This window comes from Streptomonospora wellingtoniae, assembly GCF_031845375.1.
Taxonomy (GTDB): domain Bacteria; phylum Actinomycetota; class Actinomycetes; order Streptosporangiales; family Streptosporangiaceae; genus Streptomonospora; species Streptomonospora wellingtoniae.
The window spans coordinates 242208-262984 of sequence record NZ_JAVREK010000004.1 but is presented as its reverse complement, the minus strand read 5'-3'; the positions used below and the strand labels follow the sequence as shown (position 1 = coordinate 262984).

The window sequence follows — 20777 nt, the reverse complement described above, 5'->3', positions numbered from 1 at the left end:
CCGGGCACATCGGACACTGCTGCTCCGGAGACTGCGGCGCGCGACCGGCGAAGGCGCCCCCGCGCCCGGCGATTCTTCCACCCTCCCTCCCCTGCTGTCGGCCGCACCGGCGGCCGACAGCGCGCGGCTCGGCGCCCGGTGGCGCGCCCTCACCTACGCGCCCGCCAACCGGGAGCGCAGCGATCTCTTGTCGATCTTGCCGACGGCGTTGCGCGGCAGCTCCCCGCCGAGGGAGAAGGCGGCCGGGATCTTGTAGCGCGCCAACCGCTCGGCGAGGAAGCCGCGCAGATCCGCGGGCTCCGGGCGGCGACCGGGCACGGGCACGACCAGCGCGGCGCCGGACTCGCCCCACGTGGCGTCGGGCACACCGACCACCGCGCACTCCAGCACGTCGGGGTGGGCCGCCAGCGCCGCCTCGACCTCGGCCGGGTACACGTTCTCCCCACCGGAGACGTACATGTCCTTGACCCGGTCCACGATGCGGAAGTACCCGTCACCGTCGACCTCGGCTGCGTCGCCGGTGTGCAGCCACCCCTCGCGCAGCGCCGCCGCGCTCTCGGCGGGGCGGTTCCAATAGCCCGGGGTGACGTTGGGCCCCTCCACCAGCACCTCGGAGGGCCCGGGCCCCGGTTCGGCGGTGCGGACGTCGGTGAAGAACGCGGGCACACCGGCGCTGCCGGCCTTGCCGGCGCAGTCGGCCACCGGCAGCAGCAGCGCGCCCGGCGCAGCCTCGGTCAACCCGTAGCCCTGGACGAACGCCAGGCCGCGGCGCATGTAGCTGTCGATGAGGGGCGGCGGCACCGGCGCGCCCCCGCACAGCAGGAGGCGGAGCGCGGACAGGTCGGCGTCGGGCCACCGGGGTGAGCGGGCGATGCGCTCGTACATGGTCGGCACGCCGAAGGTCACGGTCACGCCCTCGCGTTCGATGAGGTCGACGGCGCGCTCGGGGTCGAACCTCTCCTCCAGCAGCAGGCGGCCGCCCTTGAGCAGGACCGGCAGGCACAGCATGTTCAGCGCCGCAGTGTGGAACATCGGCGCGCTGACCAGGGCGGTGTCGGTGCCGACCAGGTCGGTGTCGACGACCGAGTTGAGGCAGTTCCAGGTGACGTTGCCGTGGGTCAGCACCACGCCCTTGGGCCGGCCGGTCGAGCCGGAGGTGTAGAGCAGCAGGAACGGGTCGGCGTGTGCGACGGGCCGGTCGAGGGCCCCGCCCGGCGCGGCCGCGACCGCGCGCTCCAGGTCACAGGGGTCGTCCTCGGCGCCCGCACCGCCGACGGTGAGGTAGCCGCCCACGAGGCCGGCGCGGTGGAGCGCCTCGGCGTCGGCGCGGCGGTCGGCGTCGGCGAGGAGGAGGACGGGCGAACTGTCGGCCGCGAGGACCTCGAGTTCGGCGCGCGCCAGGCGGGTGTTGAAGGGCGTGAACACCGCTCCCAGTAGCGCGGAGCCGAACATCGCCGCCAGGAACTCGGGCCGGTTGGCGCCGAGGTAGGCGACGCGGTCGCCGCGCACCGCCCCGCGCTCCTCCAGGACGCGGGCCACCCGGGTGGAGCGCTCGTCGAGCTCGCGGTAGGTGGTCGAGCGGCCGTCGTGCACGAGGGCGGTGCGGGCACCGGCCGCGCGGCTTCTCCGGGCGGGCCAGGATCCGATGCCGTGGTTGCGCATGGCGGTCTCCGTGCGGGTCGCGGACGGGGGCACAGTCGGTGGGCGGCTGCGGGGGCGGGCATCCGGAGGACGCCGCGAGCGGTCAGATCCGCCGCAGGTCGCGTGCGGAGGTCTCGGGGGTCAGCAGCACGGCCAGGGTCGCCAGCAGCGCCATCCCGGCGAGGTAGAGGCCCACGGCTGCGGATCCGCCCTGGGCCGCGAACAGAGCGGTGGCGGCGATGGGCGCCAGGCCGCCGCCGACCACGTTGCCCAGCTGATACCCCGCGGAAATGCCGCTGTAGCGCACCCGGGTGGGGAACAGCTCGGCGAGTAGCGCGGGAAGCGGGCCGTACTGGGCGGAGACCACGACGACAGCGAGCGTGCAGGCCAGCAGCGCCCAGGCCAGGCTCTCCCGGTCGAACATCGGGAAGAAGAGCAGGGCCAGCACGATCTGGGCGAGGCCGCCGCCGATGAAGACGCTGCGCCGGCCCACCCGGTCGCTCAGCGCCGACCAGCCCACGATGGCGGCCAGCTGCACACCGCTGGCGATGGTGACCACGGCCAGCAGCGCGTCGCGCGAGTAGGACAGCTCGGTGGTGCCGTAGGAGAGCGTGTAGACCAGGACGATGTAGCCCAGGCCGGTGGAGGCCGCCGTCGCGAACACGGCGCGCAGGACCCCCAGCGGGTAGCGGCGCACGACCTCGGCCAGCGGCGGGGCGCTCGGGGCCCGGCCGTCGCCCTCCGCCCGCTTGCTCCGCTCCTCCTCGAACAGCGGGCTCTCGCTGATGCGCCGGCGGATCACATAGCCGACCGCGATGAGCACGACGCTGGCCAGGAAGCCGAGCCTCCACCCCCACTCGGCGAACGCCTCGGCGGTCATGGTCGAGGAGCCGAGCATGACGAGGTTCGCCGTGATCGCGCCGGCGGGCACGCCCAGCTGCGGAGCGGCGCCGTAGAGTCCGCGGCGGCCGGCGGGCGCGTGCTCGACGGCCATGAGGGCGGCCCCGCCCCATTCGGCGCCCACGCCGAGCCCTTGGGCGAGGCGCAGCACCACCAGCAGGATCGGCGCGACGACGCCGATCTGGGCGTAGTTGGGCAGCAGGCCGACCAGCACCGTCGCAGATCCCATGACCAGCAGCGACACGACGAGCATCCGCTTGCGGCCGATGACGCGGTCGCCCAGGTGGCCTGCGATGATCCCGCCGAGCGGGCGCGCGACGAACCCGACGGCGAACGTGGACAGCGCGGCGAGCTGGCTGGCGAGCGCGTTGTCGGAGGGAAAGAACTGGGGCCCGAAGACGAGTGCGGCCGCGGCCCCGTAGAGGAAGAAGTCGTACCACTCGATGCTGGTGCCGACGAAGCTGGCCAGGGCGATCTTGCGGGCTTCGCGCTGCTGGGAGGGTGCGGTTGGGGGCACAGAGCTGGTCACGTCGGTCTCCGTTGCAGGAAGGGGGATGCGCCCCGGCTCCGGGCCGGTCGAGGGGCGGAGCCGGGGCCCGCTCCGCCCTCGGGCCTGTCGGCCGAAGGTTCAGCCGCGCGTGTAGTGTCCGAGGCCGGGCCGGTAGCTCTTGGAGTCGAGGAACTGCTCCAGCCCTTGGCTGCGCCCCTGCTCGGGGTCGAGGAACTGCGACTGCTCCAGTTTTGCGTAGAGGTAGTCCTCGGCCTGGTCCCAGGACATCTCGGCGGCGAGCTTGTAGCCGGTCTTCGCCGCCCGCAGCACCGCCGGGTTCATGCCGGCCAACTGCCGGGCGAGCTCGCGGGTGCGAGCCCGCAGGCTCGCGGCCGGGACCGCCTCGTTGACGAGCCGCATGCGCTCGGCCTCGCGGCCGTCGAAGGTCGCGCCGGTCATGATGTGGTACAGCGCGTCGCGCCGGGGCACGGCGGCCGCCAGCGCCCGGCTGACCACGCCGCCGGGCGGGATCCCCCAGTTGATCTCGGAGAGCCCGAAGCGGGCGTCCTCGTCGGCCACCGCCAGGTCGCAGGCGACCAGCGGGGTGAAGGCGCCGCCGAAGCACCAGCCGTTGACCATGGCCACGGTGGGCTTGGCGTAGGTCGACAGCCGCCGCCACTGCCACTCGGCCGCGGTGCGGCGCACCCGGTTCTGCAGTGCCGGATCGCCGGAGGCGTCGACGTCGCGGAAGTACTCCTTGAGGTCCATGCCGGCGCTCCAGGAGTCCCCCGCGCCGGTGAGCACGAGGACGCGGCAGCGCTCGTCCCCCTCCAGCGCGTCGAGGACGGCGACCATCTCCTCGTTGAGCGAGGGGTTCATGGCGTTGCGCTTCCCGGGCCGGTTGAGCGCCACCCAGGCGACGCCCTCGTCGAAGTCGACGAGGACCGACTCCCCCCAGGTCTCAGCCGGGCCGGCCGCCGCCCCACCCTCTGACTCCATGTCAAACTCCTTGATATCAGGGACCTTGATGAAGCTGTTTAACAAGAACCTTGATAATGTGTCAATCATGATCACACCCGCCGGTGCCGACGAAGCCGCCGATCCCCCCGAACCGCGCATCATCTACCTGGTCAAACGGGTGGAGCTCGTCGCCCGCGCGCAGCTGGACGCGATCACCCGCGACTACGGGCTGACCACGCTGCAGTACACGGCCCTGAGCGTGCTGCGCGCCCAGCCCGGGCTGTCGGCCGCCCAACTGGCCCGGCGGTCCTTCGTCAGTCCGCAGGCGACGAACGAGATGGTCGGCACGCTGGAGGCCAAGGGCATGATCCGCCGCGAGCCCGACCCCGGGAACCGCCGCGTGCTGCGCGCCCACCTGACCGACGCGGGCCGCGCGGCTCTGGAGGCCTGCGACCGCGCGGCCGACCTTCTGGAGGAGCGCATGCTGCGCGACGTCGCGCCCCAGGACGCGGCCGCCCTGCGCCGGGCCCTCGCCGCCTGCGCCTCGGGGTTGGGCGCGTTCACCGGGGCCGAGGCGGCCCGCGCCTGACCCCGGCGCCGCCGCCCCCGCGGCGGCGCCCGCCGCGCGGAGCGGCCGTTCGGGGGCAGGGGTCCGGCGGACCCGCGCGCCGCGTCCTCCCTGACAGCGGCGCCGCCCGCCGTCGTGTGGCGGTCTTGTCCCGGACCGAGGGCGCGCCGTATTTTCGTTGCACCCAGGTACCGGGGACGATCCGCTCGCCGCCGTCACGGAGAGAAGGCACCATGGAAACCGCCCTTAGCCCACTGGAGTTCGCGCGGCGCACGCGCAGGCTGCATCCGCGGCGGGAGGCGGTCGTCGACCAGGACCTGCGGCTGACATACGAGGAGTTCTTCGACCGCTGCGACCGCTGGTCGACCGCTCTGCAGCGGATGGGCGTGGCCAAGGGCGACCGCGTCGCCTACATCGCGCCCAACACACACGCGCAGCTGGAGTCCTTCTACGCCGTTCCCCAGTTGGGCGCGGTCCTGGTGCCGATCAACTACCGGCTCACCGCCGACGACTTCGTCTACATCGCCAACCACTCCGGCGCCAAGGTGCTGTGCGCGCACGCGGACCAGCTCGCGGCGGTCGACGGGGTGCGCGACCGGATGCCCGGCGTGGAGCGCTTCGTCGCGCTGGAAGGCTCCGCCGAGGGGTGGGAGGACTACGAGGCCCTGGTCGCGGGCGCCGAACCGAACTTCACCCGGCCCGACATCGCCGAGACCGACCTGCTGACGATCAACTACACCAGCGGCACCACCGCCCGGCCCAAGGGCGTGATGATCACCCACCGCAACGCCTACATGAACGTGGTGGGTACCCTGCTGCACCTGCGCGTGGGAGTCGGCGAGCGCTACCTGTGGACGCTGCCCATGTTCCACGCGAACGGGTGGACCTATACGTGGACCGTCACCGCGGCGGCCGCCACCCACGTCTGCCTGCGCGCCGTCGACCCGGCGCGCGTGTTCGACCTGATCCGAAACGAGCAGGTCACCTGGCTTTGCGCGGCGCCGACGGTACTGATCACCTTGGCCAACACGCCCGAGGACGTCCGCGGCCAGGTGCCGCCCGGCGTGCACGTCGTCACCGCGGGAGCATCGCCCGCCGCCGACACCATCGAGCGGCTGGAGGGCGCCTTCGGGTGGTCGGTCACCCACGTCTACGGGCTCACCGAGACCGCGCCGTTCATCACCGTGTGCGAGCCCTGGCCCGAGCACGCCGGCCTCGTGGGAGCCGATCGCGCCGCGGTCAAGGCGCGACAGGGCGTCGAGCTGATCACCTCCGGCGAGCTGAAGGTCCTCGGCCCCGGAGGCGGCGAGGTCCCCTGGGACGGCGAGACGGTCGGCGAGATCGCGGTGCGCGGCAACGTTGTGATGGCCGGCTACTACAACGACCCGGAGGCCACCGAGAAGGTCATGGGGGACGGCTGGTTCCGCACCGGCGACGCCGCGGTCACCCACCCGGACGGGTTCGTCGAGATCCAGGACCGCATCAAGGACGTGATCATCTCCGGGGGCGAGAACATCTCCTCGATCGAGGTCGAGGGCGTGCTGCTGCGCCATTCGGCGGTCCAGGAGGTCGCGATCGTCGGCGTTGCGCACGAGCGCTGGGGCGAGACGCCCAAGGCCTCGGTGGTGCTGCGCGAGGGGGCCTCGGCCACCGAGGACGAGCTGATCGCCTTCGCGCGGGAGAACCTCGCGCACTTCAAGGCGCCCACGCGGGTGGAGTTCGTGGACCAGCTGCCCAAGACCGCCACCGGCAAGATCCAGAAGTACGTGCTGCGCGACGGCGCCTCGGCGGTCTCCCGCCAGTAGCACCGGCGGGCGCCGGGGGGCCGAAGGGATCCTCCGGCACGCGGGGCTTGGAGCTGTCCCGCGTTCGGTCCGGCTCGACCGGATGCGCCGGGTGCCGCTCGCCCGCCACGTCGACGACCAGCTTGCCGGTGGTGCGTCCGGTCTCGCCGGCCCGGTGGGCGTCGGCGATGCGCTCCAGCGGGAAGACCTCGCTGACGTGCGGGCGCAGCCGACCCGACTCCACCAGCGCGGCGATCGCCGCCATCCCCGCCTGGTCGGCTTCCACCAGCAGGGGCGCGGCGCGCACGCCGCGTCCCTTCGCCTCGTCGAGCAGGCCTTCGGGCGGCACCGGCAGGATCGTGACGAGCGTTCCGCCGGCACGCAGCACGCCCAGCGAGCGGAAGGCGTTGTCGCCGCCGAGGGTGTCGAGGACCGCGTCCGCGTCCGCGACGGCATCGGCGAAGTCGGTTTCGCGGTAGTCGATCGGCTCGTCCACCCCGATTCCGCGCAGGAAGTCGTGCTTGCCCGCGCTGGCCGTGCCGAACACGTAGGCGCCGCGGGCTTTGGCGATCTGCACCGCGAGGTGGCCCACTCCGCCCGCCGCGGCGTGCACGAGCACCCGCTGGCCCGCCGTCAGGCCGGCCGTGTCCACCAGCGCCTGCCAGGCGGTCAGCGCGGCGAGCGGCAGGGCGCCGGCCTCGACATGGGTGATGGCCCGCGGCTTGCCGGTGAGGGAGCGCGCGGGCGCGGTGACGTACTCGGCGAAGGACCCCGCACCGTAGGGGTAGGGCAGCATGCCGAAGACCGCGTCGCCGGGTCGGTGCACGGTCACCCCGATCCCCACCGCTTCGACGACGCCGGAGACGTCCCACCCCAGCACATAGGGCGGGTCGCCGAGGAAGATGCGTGCGGCCCGGTGCTTCCAGTCGGTGGGGTTGATGCCGGCCGCGTGCACCCGCACCAGCACCTGGGAGGGTCCGGGGCGGGGCACGTCGAGCTCCACCTCGCGAAGGACCTCGGGACCGCCGTGGACGTCCTGGGACACGGCCCGCATCGTGGTCGCCGCCATTTCCCCACCTTTCGTCTGCGGGCGGCGGGGGGCTCGCCGCCGCGCCCGCCGCGCCGCGCTGCGCTCGTTCCGGAACGATCGTCCCGGACACCCTCGGTCTCGGTACGCCGGGGTAGCCGCCCCAGCCTAGAGTCGGCCGCTGCGGCGACCGGGCGCCTCGCCCCGCCCCCCGCCCGGCGACCGGCGGGCGGGAGTCGGGGGGCGAAGAAGGGGCGGTCACGCATCGCCGCTGCTGCCCGCGAGCGAGAACTCGCGCAGGTCCTCGGGCATGCCTTGGCGGACCTTGCCCATCACGTCGCCGGTGGTCGCCTCGTCCAGCATCTCGAACACCACCCGGGCGGCGTAGGCGGCCCGCTCCCCGTCTGAGTGGGCGCGCTCGGCCACCCGGCGGACGAACTCGTCCTGGCCGAACCGCTGGGTGGGGAACCACTGGTCGGTGACCCGCCGGACGTTCTCCCCGATCTCCTGCGGGAGCTGGGCGGCGAGGTCGTCGGCGAGGTCCGGGTTGATCCGCTCGGCGACGGTCTCCAGGGTCGCCCGGGTGAAGGCCTCGGCGGCCCCACGGCTGTCGAGGCGGGCTCGGTCCTGCACCTGGCCGATGAACGCGTCGTGCTGCATGTCCCCCTCCTACTCCTATGGGCTGCGGCAGCGGGACCGAGCGGTCCGGCGCTGCCCGCCGAACGATCGTGCACAGGTCCGCTACCACCAGGAACGGCCCGTATGCACGGCGCCGATCACCGCGGCGCCGCGATGCGCCGCACCGCGCCGCTTTCGCGCCCGCCACCTGCCGCTTCACTCCGCCGAAGCCCGGTTTCACCGGCCGCGGACGGGTTAGTCGGTCCACCCAGCCGGAGGGCGGCGCCGATCGGGCGTCCGCTCCGGCCACCTGCAGCCGAATCGGGAGGTGGGCCATGGTCGCGCATCAGCAGCTCGTGGAACGGGTGGCGGCGCACGGCGAGGTGGGTGACACCGACCGGGCGGGACGTGCGATCCGCGCGGTCGTCCCCTCGATCGCGCGGCGCCTGGACGAGGGCACCCGGCGCGAGCTGCACGACAGTCTGCCCGAGTCCCTGTGGATCGAACCGCCGCACGCGCAGGACCCCGAGATCGAGCGCGTCGAACGCGCGAGCGGGACGAGCGGGATCGCCCAGCAGGTCGCGGGCGAGCTGGGCTGCCTGCCGGAGGAGGGACTGCACCTCGCGCGGGTCGTGCTCGCGGAGATCGCCCGTTCGGAACCGGGGATCTCGGCCGGTCTCGCCGCAGCGCTGCCGGAGGACCTGGCGAGGTGGACCGCCGACCCGACCGGCGCCCGGGGACGCGCCGACACCGGGATCACCGGCGAGCCGAGCAGGCTGGACAAGGAGACGCTCGACGCCGCTCTGGAGCGCCTGCCCGAGTGGGAGGGCGGCACCGAAGGGCTGTCGCGGACCGTGCAGATCCCCGCCGACCGGCTCCCGCCCCTGCTCGCCCGGATCGACCGGATCAGCGACCGGGCCGGACGCCGGGCCCACCACGCGCGCACCGCCGGCGGCATCCGCTTCACGGTGCGCACGGCATCGGTGGGCGCGGTGACCACGGCCGACATCGACCTGGCCGAGAGTATCGACCAAGCGGTGGCCGAGGTGGGATCCGGCGGCTGACGCCGGCGCGCCTTGCTGCCGGGCCGGCCGATCGGAAGTTCCTCGGCCCCTCGCCCGCACACTGCGGTCGGCGAGACGGCGGCGGCGCCCTTCCGGCGCCCGTTGGGCCGCCGGAAGGGCCCGGCGAGTGGGGGCCGGCCCGGTTCCCGGCCGGACCGGCCGCCCGTGTCTGGCGTCCGCTCGCCTCACCCCCGCGTTGCGGGAGCGATAGCGAATGTACTGGCGGGCTGGGACATTTCCGTTTCGGTCCCGCCTCCTCCGCGCGCTCCCTGCGCGGGCCGCCTTCCGCCGCCGACCGCGCACTGGCCGGCGGCCCGCCCGCGACGGCCGCGCTCCGGGTACAGGACCGGGTTTTGGCGGTACCGTGCCTTCAACCGGACAGGCCCCGGCGCGCTGTCCGGCGCCGGCACGGTCGGCCGGGGGCACGGCGACGCGCTCGATCGAATCCCGCTGTTCGCTCGGGGTTCGCCTGCCGCTCGCCCCTCGCCGGTAGCTTCTGCGCGCAGTACCTAGGGAGTGGAGTATTCGGTGGCAGAGCGGCTTGTCTTGCACATCGGGGTGCAGAAATCCGGAACGACCTATCTGCAGCAGATGATGCAGGACCGCACCAAGGAGCTCGCCGCGCTCGGTGCGCTCTATCCGGTTCCCCCCCGGCGGCGCCCCGGCGCGACCCGGGTCAACTACCACGAGACCGCCAGCTACGCGCTGCTGCGCGGCGAGTACTCGTGGGTGACCGAGGCACGCGCCGCCAAGGAGCAGTCCTGGTGGGAGAACCTGCAGAAGCAGATCCGGTCGTGGGAGGGTACGGCGATCGTCTCGGCCGAGGCGCTGTCGGTGGTGCGCTCCGATGCGGCCCGCAAGACGATCGAGGCGCTGGGCTCTCCCGATACGCGCGTGTTCATCACCGGGCGCGGACTGGGCAAGCTGCTGCCGTCGGTGTGGCAGCAGCACATTCGCAACGGCAAGTCCTCCAGCTTCCACTCCTACCTGCGCCAGCTCCAACGCCAGCGCGAGGCCGGCTGGGATGCGGTGGAGAGCGACGGCAAGGCCCACCTGTGGCGCGCGTTCGCGCTGGGCGGGCTCGCGCGGCGGTGGGCCTCGATCGTGGGGACGGACAAGGTGACGCTCATCACGAATCCGGGCTCGCCCGCCGATCGGCTGTGGCACCGGTTCCTGGAGGCGGTGGAGCTCGGCGACACGTCGAGCATCTCGGCGCCGGACGACTCGACGACCGTGCACAGCGGGGTGACGGCTCCCGAGGCCGAGGTGCTGCGAACGCTCAACTCGAACCTGGCCGCGGCCGAGTGGCCGGCGGACGACGCGCGGCGGCTGCGGGCGCGGATCATAGAGGGGTTCGCCCGGCGCCCGTCGCGCGGTCCGCGGCTGGGAATCCCTCTGACCTACCGCGAGACCGTGGACGCCTGGAGCCGGGCCGACGTGGAGGACCTGCGCAACTCCGGCGTGCGCATCGTCGGCGACACCGGCGAGCTGCGCTACTCCCCCGCCGCCGAGCCGGCCGAGCACACGGCGCCGGACGTCGCCGAGGCCGCAGGGAGTGCGGCGGCCACCGCCGCCGCCTGGTCTCCGGGACTGAAGAACCCGCTCGCCAAGGGCGACTGAGACGTCGTACCCCGGCGGCGCGGGGCCCGTCGCGCCCGTGTGCACTGCGGGCCCCGCGCCGGATCGGAGGAGTCAGGCGCGCAGCTCCACCGGCTCGCCTTCGGGCACCTGCCCGTAGGCGTCGATGATCTTGTTGATGTTGCTCTGGAAGTAGATCACGTGCGTGCCGAGCAGGAAGCACAGCAGGATGGCGACACCGCCGCCGCACGAGGGGCTGAGTCCCGCGGCGCGCTGGGCGCCGGCGATCCGGCCGGCGGTACCGGCGATGTTGATCAGCGTCCAGATCCCCAGCGTCAGGCCGCCGAAGAGCTGCGAGCACACCGCCCCGGCCGGGGAGCTGCCCGAGTAGCGGGGGTCGAACCCGCCGAGCTCGCGGTGGATCTTGGCGTACCAGACGAAGTAGTAGATCCCGAGGGTGATCAGCGGCAGTCCGAGCCAGGCCGCAGCGGGGCTGCGACGCTTCATCTGGGCGCCGGTGGCGGCTCGGGACTGGGCCTGGGGGTCGACGGTCATGGCATCTTCCTGGTTCTTCGACAGATTCGGGGGGACAGCTTCTTCAGGGAGACGGACCGATGGAGCGGGGGTACGGCTGCGCGTCCGCAGTGCCGCGGCGGCGACGCCGCCGTATCGGCCACTGGAGACGACCGGTCGGCGCGGGTTCGCGCGCAATCGCCACCCCGCGGGGCGCGCGCCGAGGTCGGGTCTTGGACCCCTGCACCGGGCGCAGCACGCGACCGCCGCGAAGGTGGACCGATGCTAACAGGGTGACCGCGCCCGCATGCGCGCACGAAATCGCGATCCTGGCACGGTTCCGTCTCCGCCGGCATCCGCGCGGTGCCGCCGGGCCGGCGGGCCCCGCCGGCCCGGGCCCGCTCTCCGCAAAGACCGGCGCGCGGCCGCAGGCGGCCAGGCCGAGTCTCCCGCGGATCCACACGCCTCGGCGCGCGGGAACCCGTGTCCGGGGACCAGCGCGGCGCGCGGCTACTCCGCGGCGACCGCCTCGACCAGCACGGCCTGGGCCGGGAAGAGCCGCGGCATCGGCACGCCCAGGCGCTCCAGCGCCGCGCCGGTCATCACCGGCGCGGCGGTGTCGGTGCGCATCCACGCGGGCGCGCCGGCGGCGCCCCGGGTGGGGTCGCCCAGCTCGGTCCGGTAGCGCAGGGTGTAGCGCCGCTCGGGGTCGAGTCCGGGCAGCGGCGTGCGCCCGGGCTGCTCGGCCACTGCGGTCTCCAGTTGGGCGAAGCAGAACAGCGCGCGCTCGCCCGACGGCGACACGATCCCGTGCAGCAGCGCGTCGGGGCCGGTGGCGTCGCTGCGCACGGTGCGGCCGGTGTGCAGCAGCGGCCGGAACTCGCGCACCAGCGCCGTCCACGCGGTCAGCGCCGCGAGGTCGCGCTCCGAGCAGGCGGTGAGGTCCCATTCGATCCCGGCGTGGCCGAACAGGGAGGTGGTCAGCCGGAAAGCGGTCTCGGTGCGGCGGTGTGTGGTGTGGGCGACCGGGGGTCCCACGTGCGAGCCGACGAGTTCGGGCGGCAGCAGCAGGCCGGTCCAGCGCTGGATCCCCTGGCGCTCCACCGGGTCGTTGCAGTCGGAGGCCCAGACCCGCTCGGCGCGCTCCAGGATGCCCAGGTCCACGCGCGCGCCGCCGCTGGAGCAGGACTCGAACTCCACGTCGGGGTGGCGTTCGCGCAGCGAGTCGAGCAGGTCGTAGAGGGCGCGGGTCTGGCGGTGGACTCCGGGCACGCGGTCGGCGCCCGCTGCGCCGGAACCGTCGTCGGGGGCGTGCATCGCCTCGTACAGGTCCCGGTTGTGGTCCCACTTCACGAACCGGACGGGGTAGCGCCGCAGGAGGGCGTCGAGCCGGTCGCGGATGTGGCGCCAGGTGTCGGTCCGGGCGATGTCCAGCACGTACTGGTGGCGCCAGGAGCGACCGGGCGCGCCCTCGGGGTGCAGCAGCCGGCCGGGGTCGGTGCGCGCGAGGTCGGAGTCGAGGTTGACCATCTCCGGCTCCACCCACAGGCCGAAGTCCATGCCCAGCGCCTGGACGTGCTCGATGATCGGGTCCAGGCCCCGGGGCCATGCGTCGGGATCGACGGTCCAGTCGCCCAGCCCGGCCCGGGCGTTGCGCCGGCCCTGGAACCAGCCGTCGTCGAGGACGAAGCGCTCCACCCCCACGGCCGCCGCCCGGTCGGCCAGCGCCCGCAGCCGGTCGAGGTCGTGGTCGAAGTACACGGCCTCCCAGGTGTTGAGGACGATCGGGCGCGGCTCGGCCGGGTGCTCGGGCCGGGCGCGCAAGGCGGTGTGCAGGCGCTCCGAAACGCCGTCGAGGCCGGCGGTGGAGTGGGCGAAGACGATCTCGGGACCCTCGTAGGAGTCGCCGGGCCCCAGGCGGATCTCGCCCGGCCGCAGCGCCTCGGCACCGCCGAGCGCGGCCGCGTGCGCGCCCGCGCCCTCGGGCAGCCGCTCGACGAGGTACTCCTGGTCGCCACTCCAGGCCACGTGCGCCGCCCAGACCTCGCCCGAGCGGAACCCGAACCCGCGGGTTCCCGCTGCCGTCAGCAGGGGGCTGTCGTGGCCGGGGCGGCCGCGCAGGGCGCGTCGCAGGACGGTCCCGTCGGCCATGTCGCGGCGCTGGGGACTGCGCTCGCGGACCCACCGCCCGGTCAGGTCGACGATCTCGGCGGCCCGGGCGGGCAGCGGGAGGAGCACGCGCAGCGCGGCGAGGTCGTAGGCCGCGTCGGAGCCGGAGTGCGGGCCGGCTGCCGCCTCGGCGGTCGCCGCGACGCGCAGCACGCCGCAGGCGTCGAGCCGGTAGCGCAGCCGCACGGCGAGGCCGACGGCGGGATCGTACAGGTCCAGGACCAGGGTGTCGGCCGCGTCGTCGGAGGAGGCGCGGTGGTCCCGCAGTCCGAGGCGCGGCGCACCGGCCGTTCCTGCGCGGTGGCCGCTGAGCGCGGGTGTGCCGGCCCAGGCGTCGGCCTCGGTGGGCAGCACCGTGAACCCGCGCGGCGCGTCGGGCGCGCTGTGGGGCACCGCGGGCACCGAGGTGGTGCGAAGATGCTCGGCGAGCTCCGGCGTGAGCGGACCGGTGTCGGCGCCCCAGTGCAGCACCTCGGGAAGCCCGCCCCCTGCCTGGGGCGCGAGGTCGACGACCAGAGCCGTGCCGGCCCTGCGCAGTGCGACGACCGGCGATGCAGGGCCGGTCGCGTCGGTCGGTGCGTTCACTGGGCGCCTCCAGGGGTCGGGGATCGGAGCCGGCCGGACGCCCCAAGGCTAGAAGGAACCCCCGTTGATCTTGTAGCCATCGTGAAGGAAAACGATTTCCAGTGACGATAGCTACAAGCTGTGTGGGGCCTCCCTAGCGGTCGGCCGTACCGGAGGAACAAAACGAGGGTGAACCGGGCCGCTCCAGACCCACTCCAGGGAATGTCACGGAACGATAACGGGATTTCGTGGACGTCTCGCGATGGAGTTCGTTTGCCCAGGTCAGAGGCACCAGCTCCGCTGTTTTGGGAATAGATCAACGGTCATATCTCAGGCGGACTCGCGGACGATGAGCTCCCAGCGGGCGGCCATCACCTCTCCCGGTAGCGCGGCGGCGGCGTCGAGGCGCTCGAAGAGGCGGGCCACCTGAGCGGAGAAGTCGAACTCGCGCGCGCCCACCGTGGTCAGGGACGGCTTGATCACCAGGCCTTCGGGGATGTTGCCGATGCCGGTGACGGCCAGTCCCCCGGGCACCGCCGTGCCGTGGTCGCGCGCCGCCCACACGGCGTCGATCGCGGCGCGGTCGGTGGCCGAGACGACCGCGGTGGGCGGCTCGGCGCGGCGCAGCAGTCCGCGCACGGCGGCGTAGGCGTCGGGGCGGGAGTCGGCGACCGGCAGCACGAGGTCGGGCGCGACGCCGATGCCGTGCTCCTGCAGGACCTGCCGGTAGCTGCGCAGCTTGACCGACCGGGCGGTGCGCCAGCGGTCCTCGCCGGGGTGGCCCAGGTAGGCGATCCTGCGGTGGCCCGCGGCCACCAGGTGCTCGACGGCGTCGCGGCAGGCGCGGCCCCGGCCCTGGCGCACCACGTCGAAGCCGTCGGGGTCGAGGTCGTCGTCGAATACCACCAGCGACAGCCCTTGGCGGGCGAGCACGGCGATCTCGTCCGGGTCGACCGGGCAGTCGGGCAGCAGGACCGCGCCGTCGACGTAGCGCTCCCGCAGCACACGCAGCAGCGCGCCGCCTGCGGCGGAGCCGCTCATCGGCAGGGCCACCACGCCGAGACCGCGCTCGGCGGCCGCCTCCTGCATCTGCTCGGCGAGCCGGTCCGACCACGGGCTGGAGGGCGCCGGGTACATCAGGGCGATCAGGTCGCTGCGGCGCCGGCGCAGGCTGCGCCCGGCGTGGTCCACCTGGTAGCCGACCTCGGCGACGGCGCGCATCACCCGCTGCCGGGTCTCCTCGGGCGGCGGTTTCGCGCCGCCACGGCGCCCGCTGAGGACATAGGAGACCGTGGCGGTGGAGACCCCCGCTCGGCGCGCTATGTCGCGCTGGGTGGGTCGTTCGGGAGGCTCTGTCACTGCCACATCCCGCAGACTAGTCGGCCGTTCGGCTGGTCCCGGCGGGCCGTGTGCGGGCGGCGCGCGCCGCGGCGCTGGACGACTCGGGCGGGACCGATGTAACGTGCGTCATGTTAATCGAATAACACGAACGCCGCAGCACACTCCGCGGCGTCGGCGCGGCGGGCGGGCATGCACCGCCGGAGGCGTCGGCGCCCCGCCCGGACCGCAACGCTCCGGTCCGCCCCGGACGCGCGCCCGGGCACCCGCCCGGTCCCGCCGCTATCCGAACGCGCCCTACGCCCAATGAAGAAGGCCGTCATGACAAGCCCGAGCGAAACCCCACGCCAACCCATGTCCAAGGTCATCGCGGCCAGCCTCTCCGGCGCCCTGCTGGAGTGGTACGACTTCAACCTCTACGGGCTCTCGGCCGCGCTGGTCTTCAACGAACTGTTCTTCCCCGACGCCGATCCGCTGATCGGCACCCTCGCCTCGCTGGCGACCTTCGGCGTCGGCTTCGTCTCCCGGCCCATCGGCGCGCTGCTGTTCGGCCACCTCGGCGACCGGGTCGGGCGCAAGCAGGTCCTGGTCGCCACCATGCTCATCATCGGCGGTGCGACCTTCCTGATCGGGCTGCTGCCCGACTTCGCCACCATCGGCGTATGGGCGCCGATCCTGCTGGTCACGCTGCGCCTGGTGCAGGGACTGGGGCTGGGCGGCGAGTTCGGCGGAGCGTCGCTGCTCACCGTGGAGCACGCGCCGCGCTCCCGCCGCGGCTTCTGGGGAAGCCTGCCCCAGACCGGCGGCCCGATCGGCTACCTCATCGCCGTGTCGGTGGTCAGCCTGTTCGCCCTGATGCCCGACGACGCCTTCCTGACCTGGGGCTGGCGCATCCCGTTCCTGCTCAGCGCGGCGCTGCTGGCCGTGGGCCTGATCGTCCGGCTCAAGATCGAGGAGACTCCGGCCTTCGAGCGGGTGAAGAAGGCCGAGGCCCAGGAGACCATCCCCCTGTGGACGGCGCTGAAGCGCAACCCGCGCAGCATCGTCGTCGGGTTCGGCGCCCGCCTCGGCGAGGCCGGGACCTCCCAGATCTACCAGCCCTTCGCCATCAGCTACCTGACCACCTCGCTCGGGTTCGCCCAAGGGGTGGCGCTGACCGGGATCGTGGTCTACAACGTCATCGGACTGGCGCTGATGCCCGTGGCGGGGGCGATCTCCGACAAGATCGGGCGGCGCCCGCTCTACCTGACCGGCGGCGTGCTGGTGGCGCTGACCGCCTTCCCCTACTTCTGGCTGCTGGAGCAGGGCAGCACGTGGTGGGCCTGGGTCGCGATGGGCCTGGCCGCCATCGGCGGCGCGGTGTGCATGTCCAGCCTGCAGGCCACGCTGTTCACCGAGATGTTCAGCGTGAAGGTCCGCTACTCGGGCATGTCGTTCGCCTACCAGTCCTCGGCCATGGTCGCGGGCTTCGTCCCCGCCATCGCCACCGCGCTGCTGATCGCCGGCGGCGAGGCGAGCTGGCCGGTGGCGCTGCTCGTCGTCGGCCTGGGCGCGGTATCGGTGGTTTCTACGCTGTTCATGCGCGAGACCCGGCACGTGGACACGGCCGAGCGCGAACAGGAGGCGGCCGCCCTCGGCAGCCCGGCGCAGGGCTGACGGCCACGGCGGGACACCGGCCCCGGCCCCGCTCCGGCGGGGCCGGGCACACGACGCAAGGCAGGCGCGGCGGCCCCGGGGGCTCGCCGCGCCACGGCGCGAAGACGAGGAAGCCCGACAGTGAGCAGCACGCCCGGCGACGGCCGCGAACCTAAGAACGTCATCGTGTTCTTCACCGACCAGCAGCGGTGGGACACGACGGGGGCGCACGGCAACCCCCTCGACCTGACCCCGAACTTCGACCGGATGGCCGCGGAGGGGGTGCACGTGCGGAGCTCCTTCACCTGCCAGCCGGTGTGCGCGCCCTCCCGGGCCTCGCTGCAGACCGGGCGCTACCCCGCCCAGCTGGGCTGCTTCCGCAACAACATCCCGCTGCCCGAGGACGCGCCCACCGTCGCCGACCGCTTCGCCGACGCCGGATACGACACCGGCTACATCGGCAAGTGGCACCTCGGCGACACCCACACCGCCGGCCCGGTGCGCCCCGGGCAGCGCGGCGGTTACCGCGACTGGCTCGCGGCCAACCTGCTGGAGTTCACCTCCGACGCCTACGAGACCACCCTCTACGACGGCGACGGCCGCGCGCACGAGCTGCCCGGCTACCGCGCCGACGCGCTCACCGACGCCGCCGTCGACTACATCGCCCGCGAGCGCGACGCGCCGTTCTTCCTCTTCGTGTCGTACCTGGAGCCCCACCACCAGAACCAGCGCGACGACTACCCGGCACCCGAGGGCTACAGCGAGCGCTACGACGGTGCCTGGGTGCCCGGCGACCTGACGGCCCTGGGCGGCAACTCCGCCGAGCACCTCGGCGGCTACCTCGGCATGGTCAAGCGGCTGGACGAGTGCCTGGGCCGGGTGCTGTCGGCGGTGCGGGACCACGGGCTCGCCGACGACACGATCGTGCTCTTCACCTCCGACCACGGGTGCCACTTCAAGACCCGCAACGCCGAGTACAAGCGCAGCTGCCACGACGCCTCCATCCGGGTGCCGACCGCCCTGCTCGGTCCGGGCCTGGACACCGGCCGCCCGCTGGAGCGGCTGGTCAGCCACATCGACCTGCCGCCGACCCTGCTGGACGCGGCCGGCCTCGACGTTCCCGAGGACATGGACGGGCGCTCGCTGCTGCCGCTGGTGGGCGGCGCCGCCGACGACCGGCCCGACGACGTCCTGGTGCAGATCAGCGAGTCGGAGCTGGGCCGGGCGCTGAGGACGCCGCGCTGGAAGTACGGGGTGGTGGCCCCCGGCGCCGACGCCTGGAACACACCGGCGGCGGACCGCTACGTCGACGCCTACCTCTACGACCTGGAGGAGGATCCGCACGAGCTGCACAACCTGATAGCGGACCCGGCTGCCGCCGAAGCGGCGGAGGAGGCGGCGGGGCCCCTGCGCAAGCGCCTGCTCCAGCGCCTGGCGGAGACGGGCGAGCACCCCGTGATCGATCCGGCCGGCTGACGGGCGCGGCCGGGCCCGGACCGGCGTTCCAGGTCGGCCCCGGGCGCTCCCCGGAGCTATGGCGCCGCCGGGGAGTCGCGCAAGCGCAGGTCCGCCGGGTAGGGATCCAGGTAGGTCTGCTCGCGGACCCAGGAAGCGCTCGCGGCGTCCGCGTGATAGCGGATCAGGTCGATCGGCACGCTGAGCGGGACGAGGCCCTCCCGGTAGCGGTCGACGGCGTCGACCAGGTCGCGGCGGCGCGCGCCGTCGAGCCGGTCGCTGATCATCCCGAAGGCGTGCTGGAGCGCGTTGGCGTTGCGGCCCGGACTCGCCGGGCGGGCCAGAGCCCGGGTGAAAGCGGCGGTGTAGTCGCGCCGCACCTCCTCCGGCGGTCGCGATCCCGCCTCGGCGGCGATTCGGCCGGTCGCTCGGTAGCCCTCGGGCGAGTGCGCCATCAGCTGCAGCTTGTTCCGGGCGTGGAAGGCGACCAGCTCGCGCGGGCGCCACGCGGCACAGCCCGCCTCGTCCGCACCGCCGGGCGCGGGTCCCGCCCCGTCGCCGCGTGCGCCGGCGAACAGTGCCCGCAGCCGCGCGCGGGCGAAGACGCGCTCGACGAAGCGCTCGCGGAGACCGGGGTCGCGGAGCCGCCCCTGTTCCTCGACGGGCGGGTCGGGGCGCTCGTCGACCGGAGGGCCGGACAGTCCGCAACCGGGTGGCTCGTCCTTCAGCACGCAGCCGTCCAGGCGGTCGAGCGCTTCGAATCGTCGGTCGGACGCCGCGCGCGGGTCGTCGGTGCGATCGGCGCGGCTGCGGCTCGCCGCCCGTCCGCCGCTTCCGGCGCGCTCAAGCCGCGGGCGCTCGCGCAGCACGCCCGGCCCGTTCCCGCCCTCGGGACAGACCGGAACCCAGTCGACGTGCCGGTCGAGGACGTCGGCGAGGAAGCGGCTGCGGGAGCGGCCGCCGTCGCAGCTCACCGGCGAACCGAGCAGGCAGCTCGGCACTCCGACGCGGGGACGGGCGCCGACCCGGGCGTCCGCGTGTATCGCCATGCACCCGCCCTACCCGGGGCGACCGGACCGAACCGAACGTCACCGCGGGTAGTATTCGCAGCACACTCTGATGGAAGGACGGCGGTGCCGGAGCGGCCTACGATCGTGCTGTTCACGCGCGACCTGCGGATATGCGACCATCCCGCGCTGGCGGCCGCCGCGCGGTCCGGCCGCCCCGTCGTCCCACTGTTCGTCCTCGACCGCGCGGTCCGAAGGCGTTCGGCGCGCAACCGCCTCTCCTATCTGGGCGACGCGCTGCCCGCCCTGCGCGAGGGTCTGCGGCGCCTGGGCGGCGACCTGGTGGTGCGCTTCGGCGACACGGTCGACGAGACGCTCCGGCTCGCCGCGGAAACCGGCGCGGACCGGGTGAACCTGAGTGCCGACGTGAGCGCCTTCGCCGCCCGCCGCGCGGCACGGCTGCGCGAGGCCGCCGAAGCGCAGCGGATCCGGGTGCGCGAGTTCCCCGGCGTGACCGTCGTGCCGCCGGGCGAGGCGGTGCCGGCGGGCGGCGACCACTACAAGGTGTTCACCCCCTACTGGCGGGCCTGGGAGGGCGTCCGGTGGCGCACCCCCGAGCCCGCGCCGAAGCGGCTGGAGGTGCCTTCGGGGCTCGACCCCGGGGCGGTCCCGCAGCGGCTCGCCGACTCCGGCACCGGACCGCTCTCGCCGCACCGCCAGCGGGGCGGCGAGGTCGAGGCGCGCCGCCGGATGGACGCCTGGCTCGGCGCCGCCTGCGCCGACTACGAGCACGCCGGCGACGACCTCGCCGCCGACGCCACCTCGCGGCTCAGCGCCGACCTGCGCTTCGGCTGCCTGTCGCCGCTGGAGCTGGCGGCGGCCGCACGCGAGCGCACCGCCTGCGCCCCGTTCGTCCGCCAGCTGGCCTGGCGCGACTTCCACCACCAGGTCTGCGCCGCGTTCCCGGACCTTCCGCGGCGCGACTACCGGCGGCGCGACATCGCCTGGCGCGCGGACGAGTCCGGCTTGGCCGCCTGGCGCGAAGGGCGGACGGGCGTCCCCATCGTGGACGCGGGCATGCGCCAACTCCTCGACGAGGGCTTCATGCACAACCGCGCGCGACTGATCACCGCCGCGTTCCTGACCAAGCGGCTGCGGGTGCACTGGAAGCGGGGCGGGGACCACTTCCACGCGGTGCTGAGCGACGGCGACATCGCCGACAACTACGGCAACTGGCAGTGGGTGGCCGGCACCGGCAACGACACGCGGCCCAACCGCTCCTTCAACCTGCTGCGCCAGAGCCGGCGGTTCGACCCCGACGGCGCCTACATCCGGCGCTACGTACCCGAGCTCGCCGCGGCGGCCGGGCCTGATGCGCACACGCCGTGGCGCGCCGACCCGCCGGTCCCCGGCTATCCGCCGCCGCTGCTCGACGAGGACTGACGGCGCTCCCGCGCCGGCGCGGC

The 20777-nt window shown here is 74.0% G+C and carries 15 protein-coding genes and 1 pseudogene; 7 read left to right on the top strand and 9 right to left on the bottom strand.

The window, feature by feature from the left end:
- Positions 1–153 precede the first annotated feature (153 nt).
- The 3 genes from RM446_RS06190 to RM446_RS06180 form a co-directional block, all read right to left on the bottom strand.
- A complete protein-coding gene (locus tag RM446_RS06190; protein ID WP_311544148.1) occupies positions 154–1662 on the bottom strand; it encodes an acyl-CoA synthetase in 1509 nt (502 codons plus the stop codon).
- Positions 1663–1744: 82 nt separating this feature from the next.
- Positions 1745–3070 carry an MFS transporter gene (locus RM446_RS06185; RefSeq protein ID WP_311544147.1) on the bottom strand — a complete coding sequence of 442 codons (1326 nt, stop codon included), beginning with the start codon at positions 3068–3070 and terminating at the stop codon, positions 1745–1747.
- A 99-nt stretch (positions 3071–3169) separates the two neighbouring features.
- Positions 3170–4030 carry a p-hydroxycinnamoyl CoA hydratase/lyase gene (locus tag RM446_RS06180; protein WP_311544146.1) on the bottom strand — a complete coding sequence of 287 codons (861 nt, stop codon included), beginning with the start codon at positions 4028–4030 and terminating at the stop codon, positions 3170–3172.
- A 67-nt stretch (positions 4031–4097) separates the two neighbouring features.
- Between RM446_RS06180 and RM446_RS06175 the strand changes: the two genes are divergently transcribed.
- Together RM446_RS06175 and RM446_RS06170 are read left to right on the top strand one after the other, a co-directional pair.
- Complete coding sequence (locus tag RM446_RS06175; protein ID WP_311544144.1) at positions 4098–4580, top strand: MarR family winged helix-turn-helix transcriptional regulator; 483 nt, start codon at positions 4098–4100, stop codon at positions 4578–4580.
- Between the two features lie 212 nt (positions 4581–4792).
- The gene (locus RM446_RS06170) at positions 4793–6364 is read left to right on the top strand and encodes a long-chain-fatty-acid--CoA ligase (RefSeq protein ID WP_311544143.1); all 1572 of its coding nucleotides are present in this window, start codon (positions 4793–4795) and stop codon (positions 6362–6364) included.
- Positions 6365–6467: 103 nt separating this feature from the next.
- Here the strand turns inward: RM446_RS06170 and RM446_RS06165 are convergent.
- A pseudogene (locus RM446_RS06165) lies at positions 6468–7397 on the bottom strand (NADP-dependent oxidoreductase); the annotation flags it as partial.
- Between the two features lie 231 nt (positions 7398–7628).
- Positions 7629–8030, bottom strand: a complete 402-nt coding sequence (locus RM446_RS06160) for a DUF2267 domain-containing protein (protein ID WP_311544142.1) — start codon at positions 8028–8030, stop codon at positions 7629–7631.
- Between the two features lie 293 nt (positions 8031–8323).
- Here RM446_RS06160 and RM446_RS06155 point away from each other — a divergent pair, with 293 nt between their 5' ends.
- Positions 8324–9052 carry a DUF2267 domain-containing protein gene (locus RM446_RS06155; RefSeq protein ID WP_311544141.1) on the top strand — a complete coding sequence of 243 codons (729 nt, stop codon included), beginning with the start codon at positions 8324–8326 and terminating at the stop codon, positions 9050–9052.
- A gap of 528 nt (positions 9053–9580) precedes the next feature.
- A complete protein-coding gene (locus RM446_RS06150) occupies positions 9581–10672 on the top strand; it encodes a hypothetical protein (RefSeq protein WP_311544139.1) in 1092 nt (363 codons plus the stop codon).
- Between the two features lie 72 nt (positions 10673–10744).
- On the opposite strand, the gene RM446_RS06145 is transcribed toward RM446_RS06150, so the two are convergent.
- The 3 genes from RM446_RS06145 to RM446_RS06135 all read right to left on the bottom strand — a co-directional run bounded on the left by RM446_RS06145 (position 10745) and on the right by RM446_RS06135 (position 15241).
- Positions 10745–11185 (bottom strand): DUF4234 domain-containing protein, encoded by a 441-nt coding sequence (locus RM446_RS06145; RefSeq protein WP_311544138.1) that lies wholly within the window; start codon positions 11183–11185, stop codon positions 10745–10747.
- 468 nt (positions 11186–11653) lie between these two features.
- The gene (locus tag RM446_RS06140; protein WP_311544137.1) at positions 11654–13897 is read right to left on the bottom strand and encodes an alpha-galactosidase; all 2244 of its coding nucleotides are present in this window, start codon (positions 13895–13897) and stop codon (positions 11654–11656) included.
- A gap of 309 nt (positions 13898–14206) precedes the next feature.
- Entirely contained in the window at positions 14207–15241 is a 1035-nt protein-coding gene (locus RM446_RS06135; protein WP_311544136.1) for a LacI family DNA-binding transcriptional regulator, read from the bottom strand.
- A gap of 294 nt (positions 15242–15535) precedes the next feature.
- Here RM446_RS06135 and RM446_RS06130 point away from each other — a divergent pair, with 294 nt between their 5' ends.
- Both RM446_RS06130 and RM446_RS06125 read left to right on the top strand, forming a co-directional pair.
- Positions 15536–16870, top strand: coding sequence for an MFS transporter (locus tag RM446_RS06130; protein ID WP_311544135.1), 1335 nt, complete (start codon positions 15536–15538; stop codon positions 16868–16870).
- Between the two features lie 120 nt (positions 16871–16990).
- The gene (locus RM446_RS06125) at positions 16991–18325 is read left to right on the top strand and encodes a sulfatase-like hydrolase/transferase (RefSeq protein ID WP_311544134.1); all 1335 of its coding nucleotides are present in this window, start codon (positions 16991–16993) and stop codon (positions 18323–18325) included.
- A gap of 56 nt (positions 18326–18381) precedes the next feature.
- Here the strand turns inward: RM446_RS06125 and RM446_RS06120 are convergent, their stop codons facing one another.
- Positions 18382–19353, bottom strand: coding sequence for a 2-thiouracil desulfurase family protein (locus tag RM446_RS06120; protein ID WP_311544133.1), 972 nt, complete (start codon positions 19351–19353; stop codon positions 18382–18384).
- An 84-nt stretch (positions 19354–19437) separates the two neighbouring features.
- Between RM446_RS06120 and RM446_RS06115 the strand changes: the two genes are divergently transcribed.
- Complete coding sequence (locus tag RM446_RS06115) at positions 19438–20754, top strand: cryptochrome/photolyase family protein (protein ID WP_311544132.1); 1317 nt, start codon at positions 19438–19440, stop codon at positions 20752–20754.
- Positions 20755–20777: the final 23 nt, after the last annotated feature.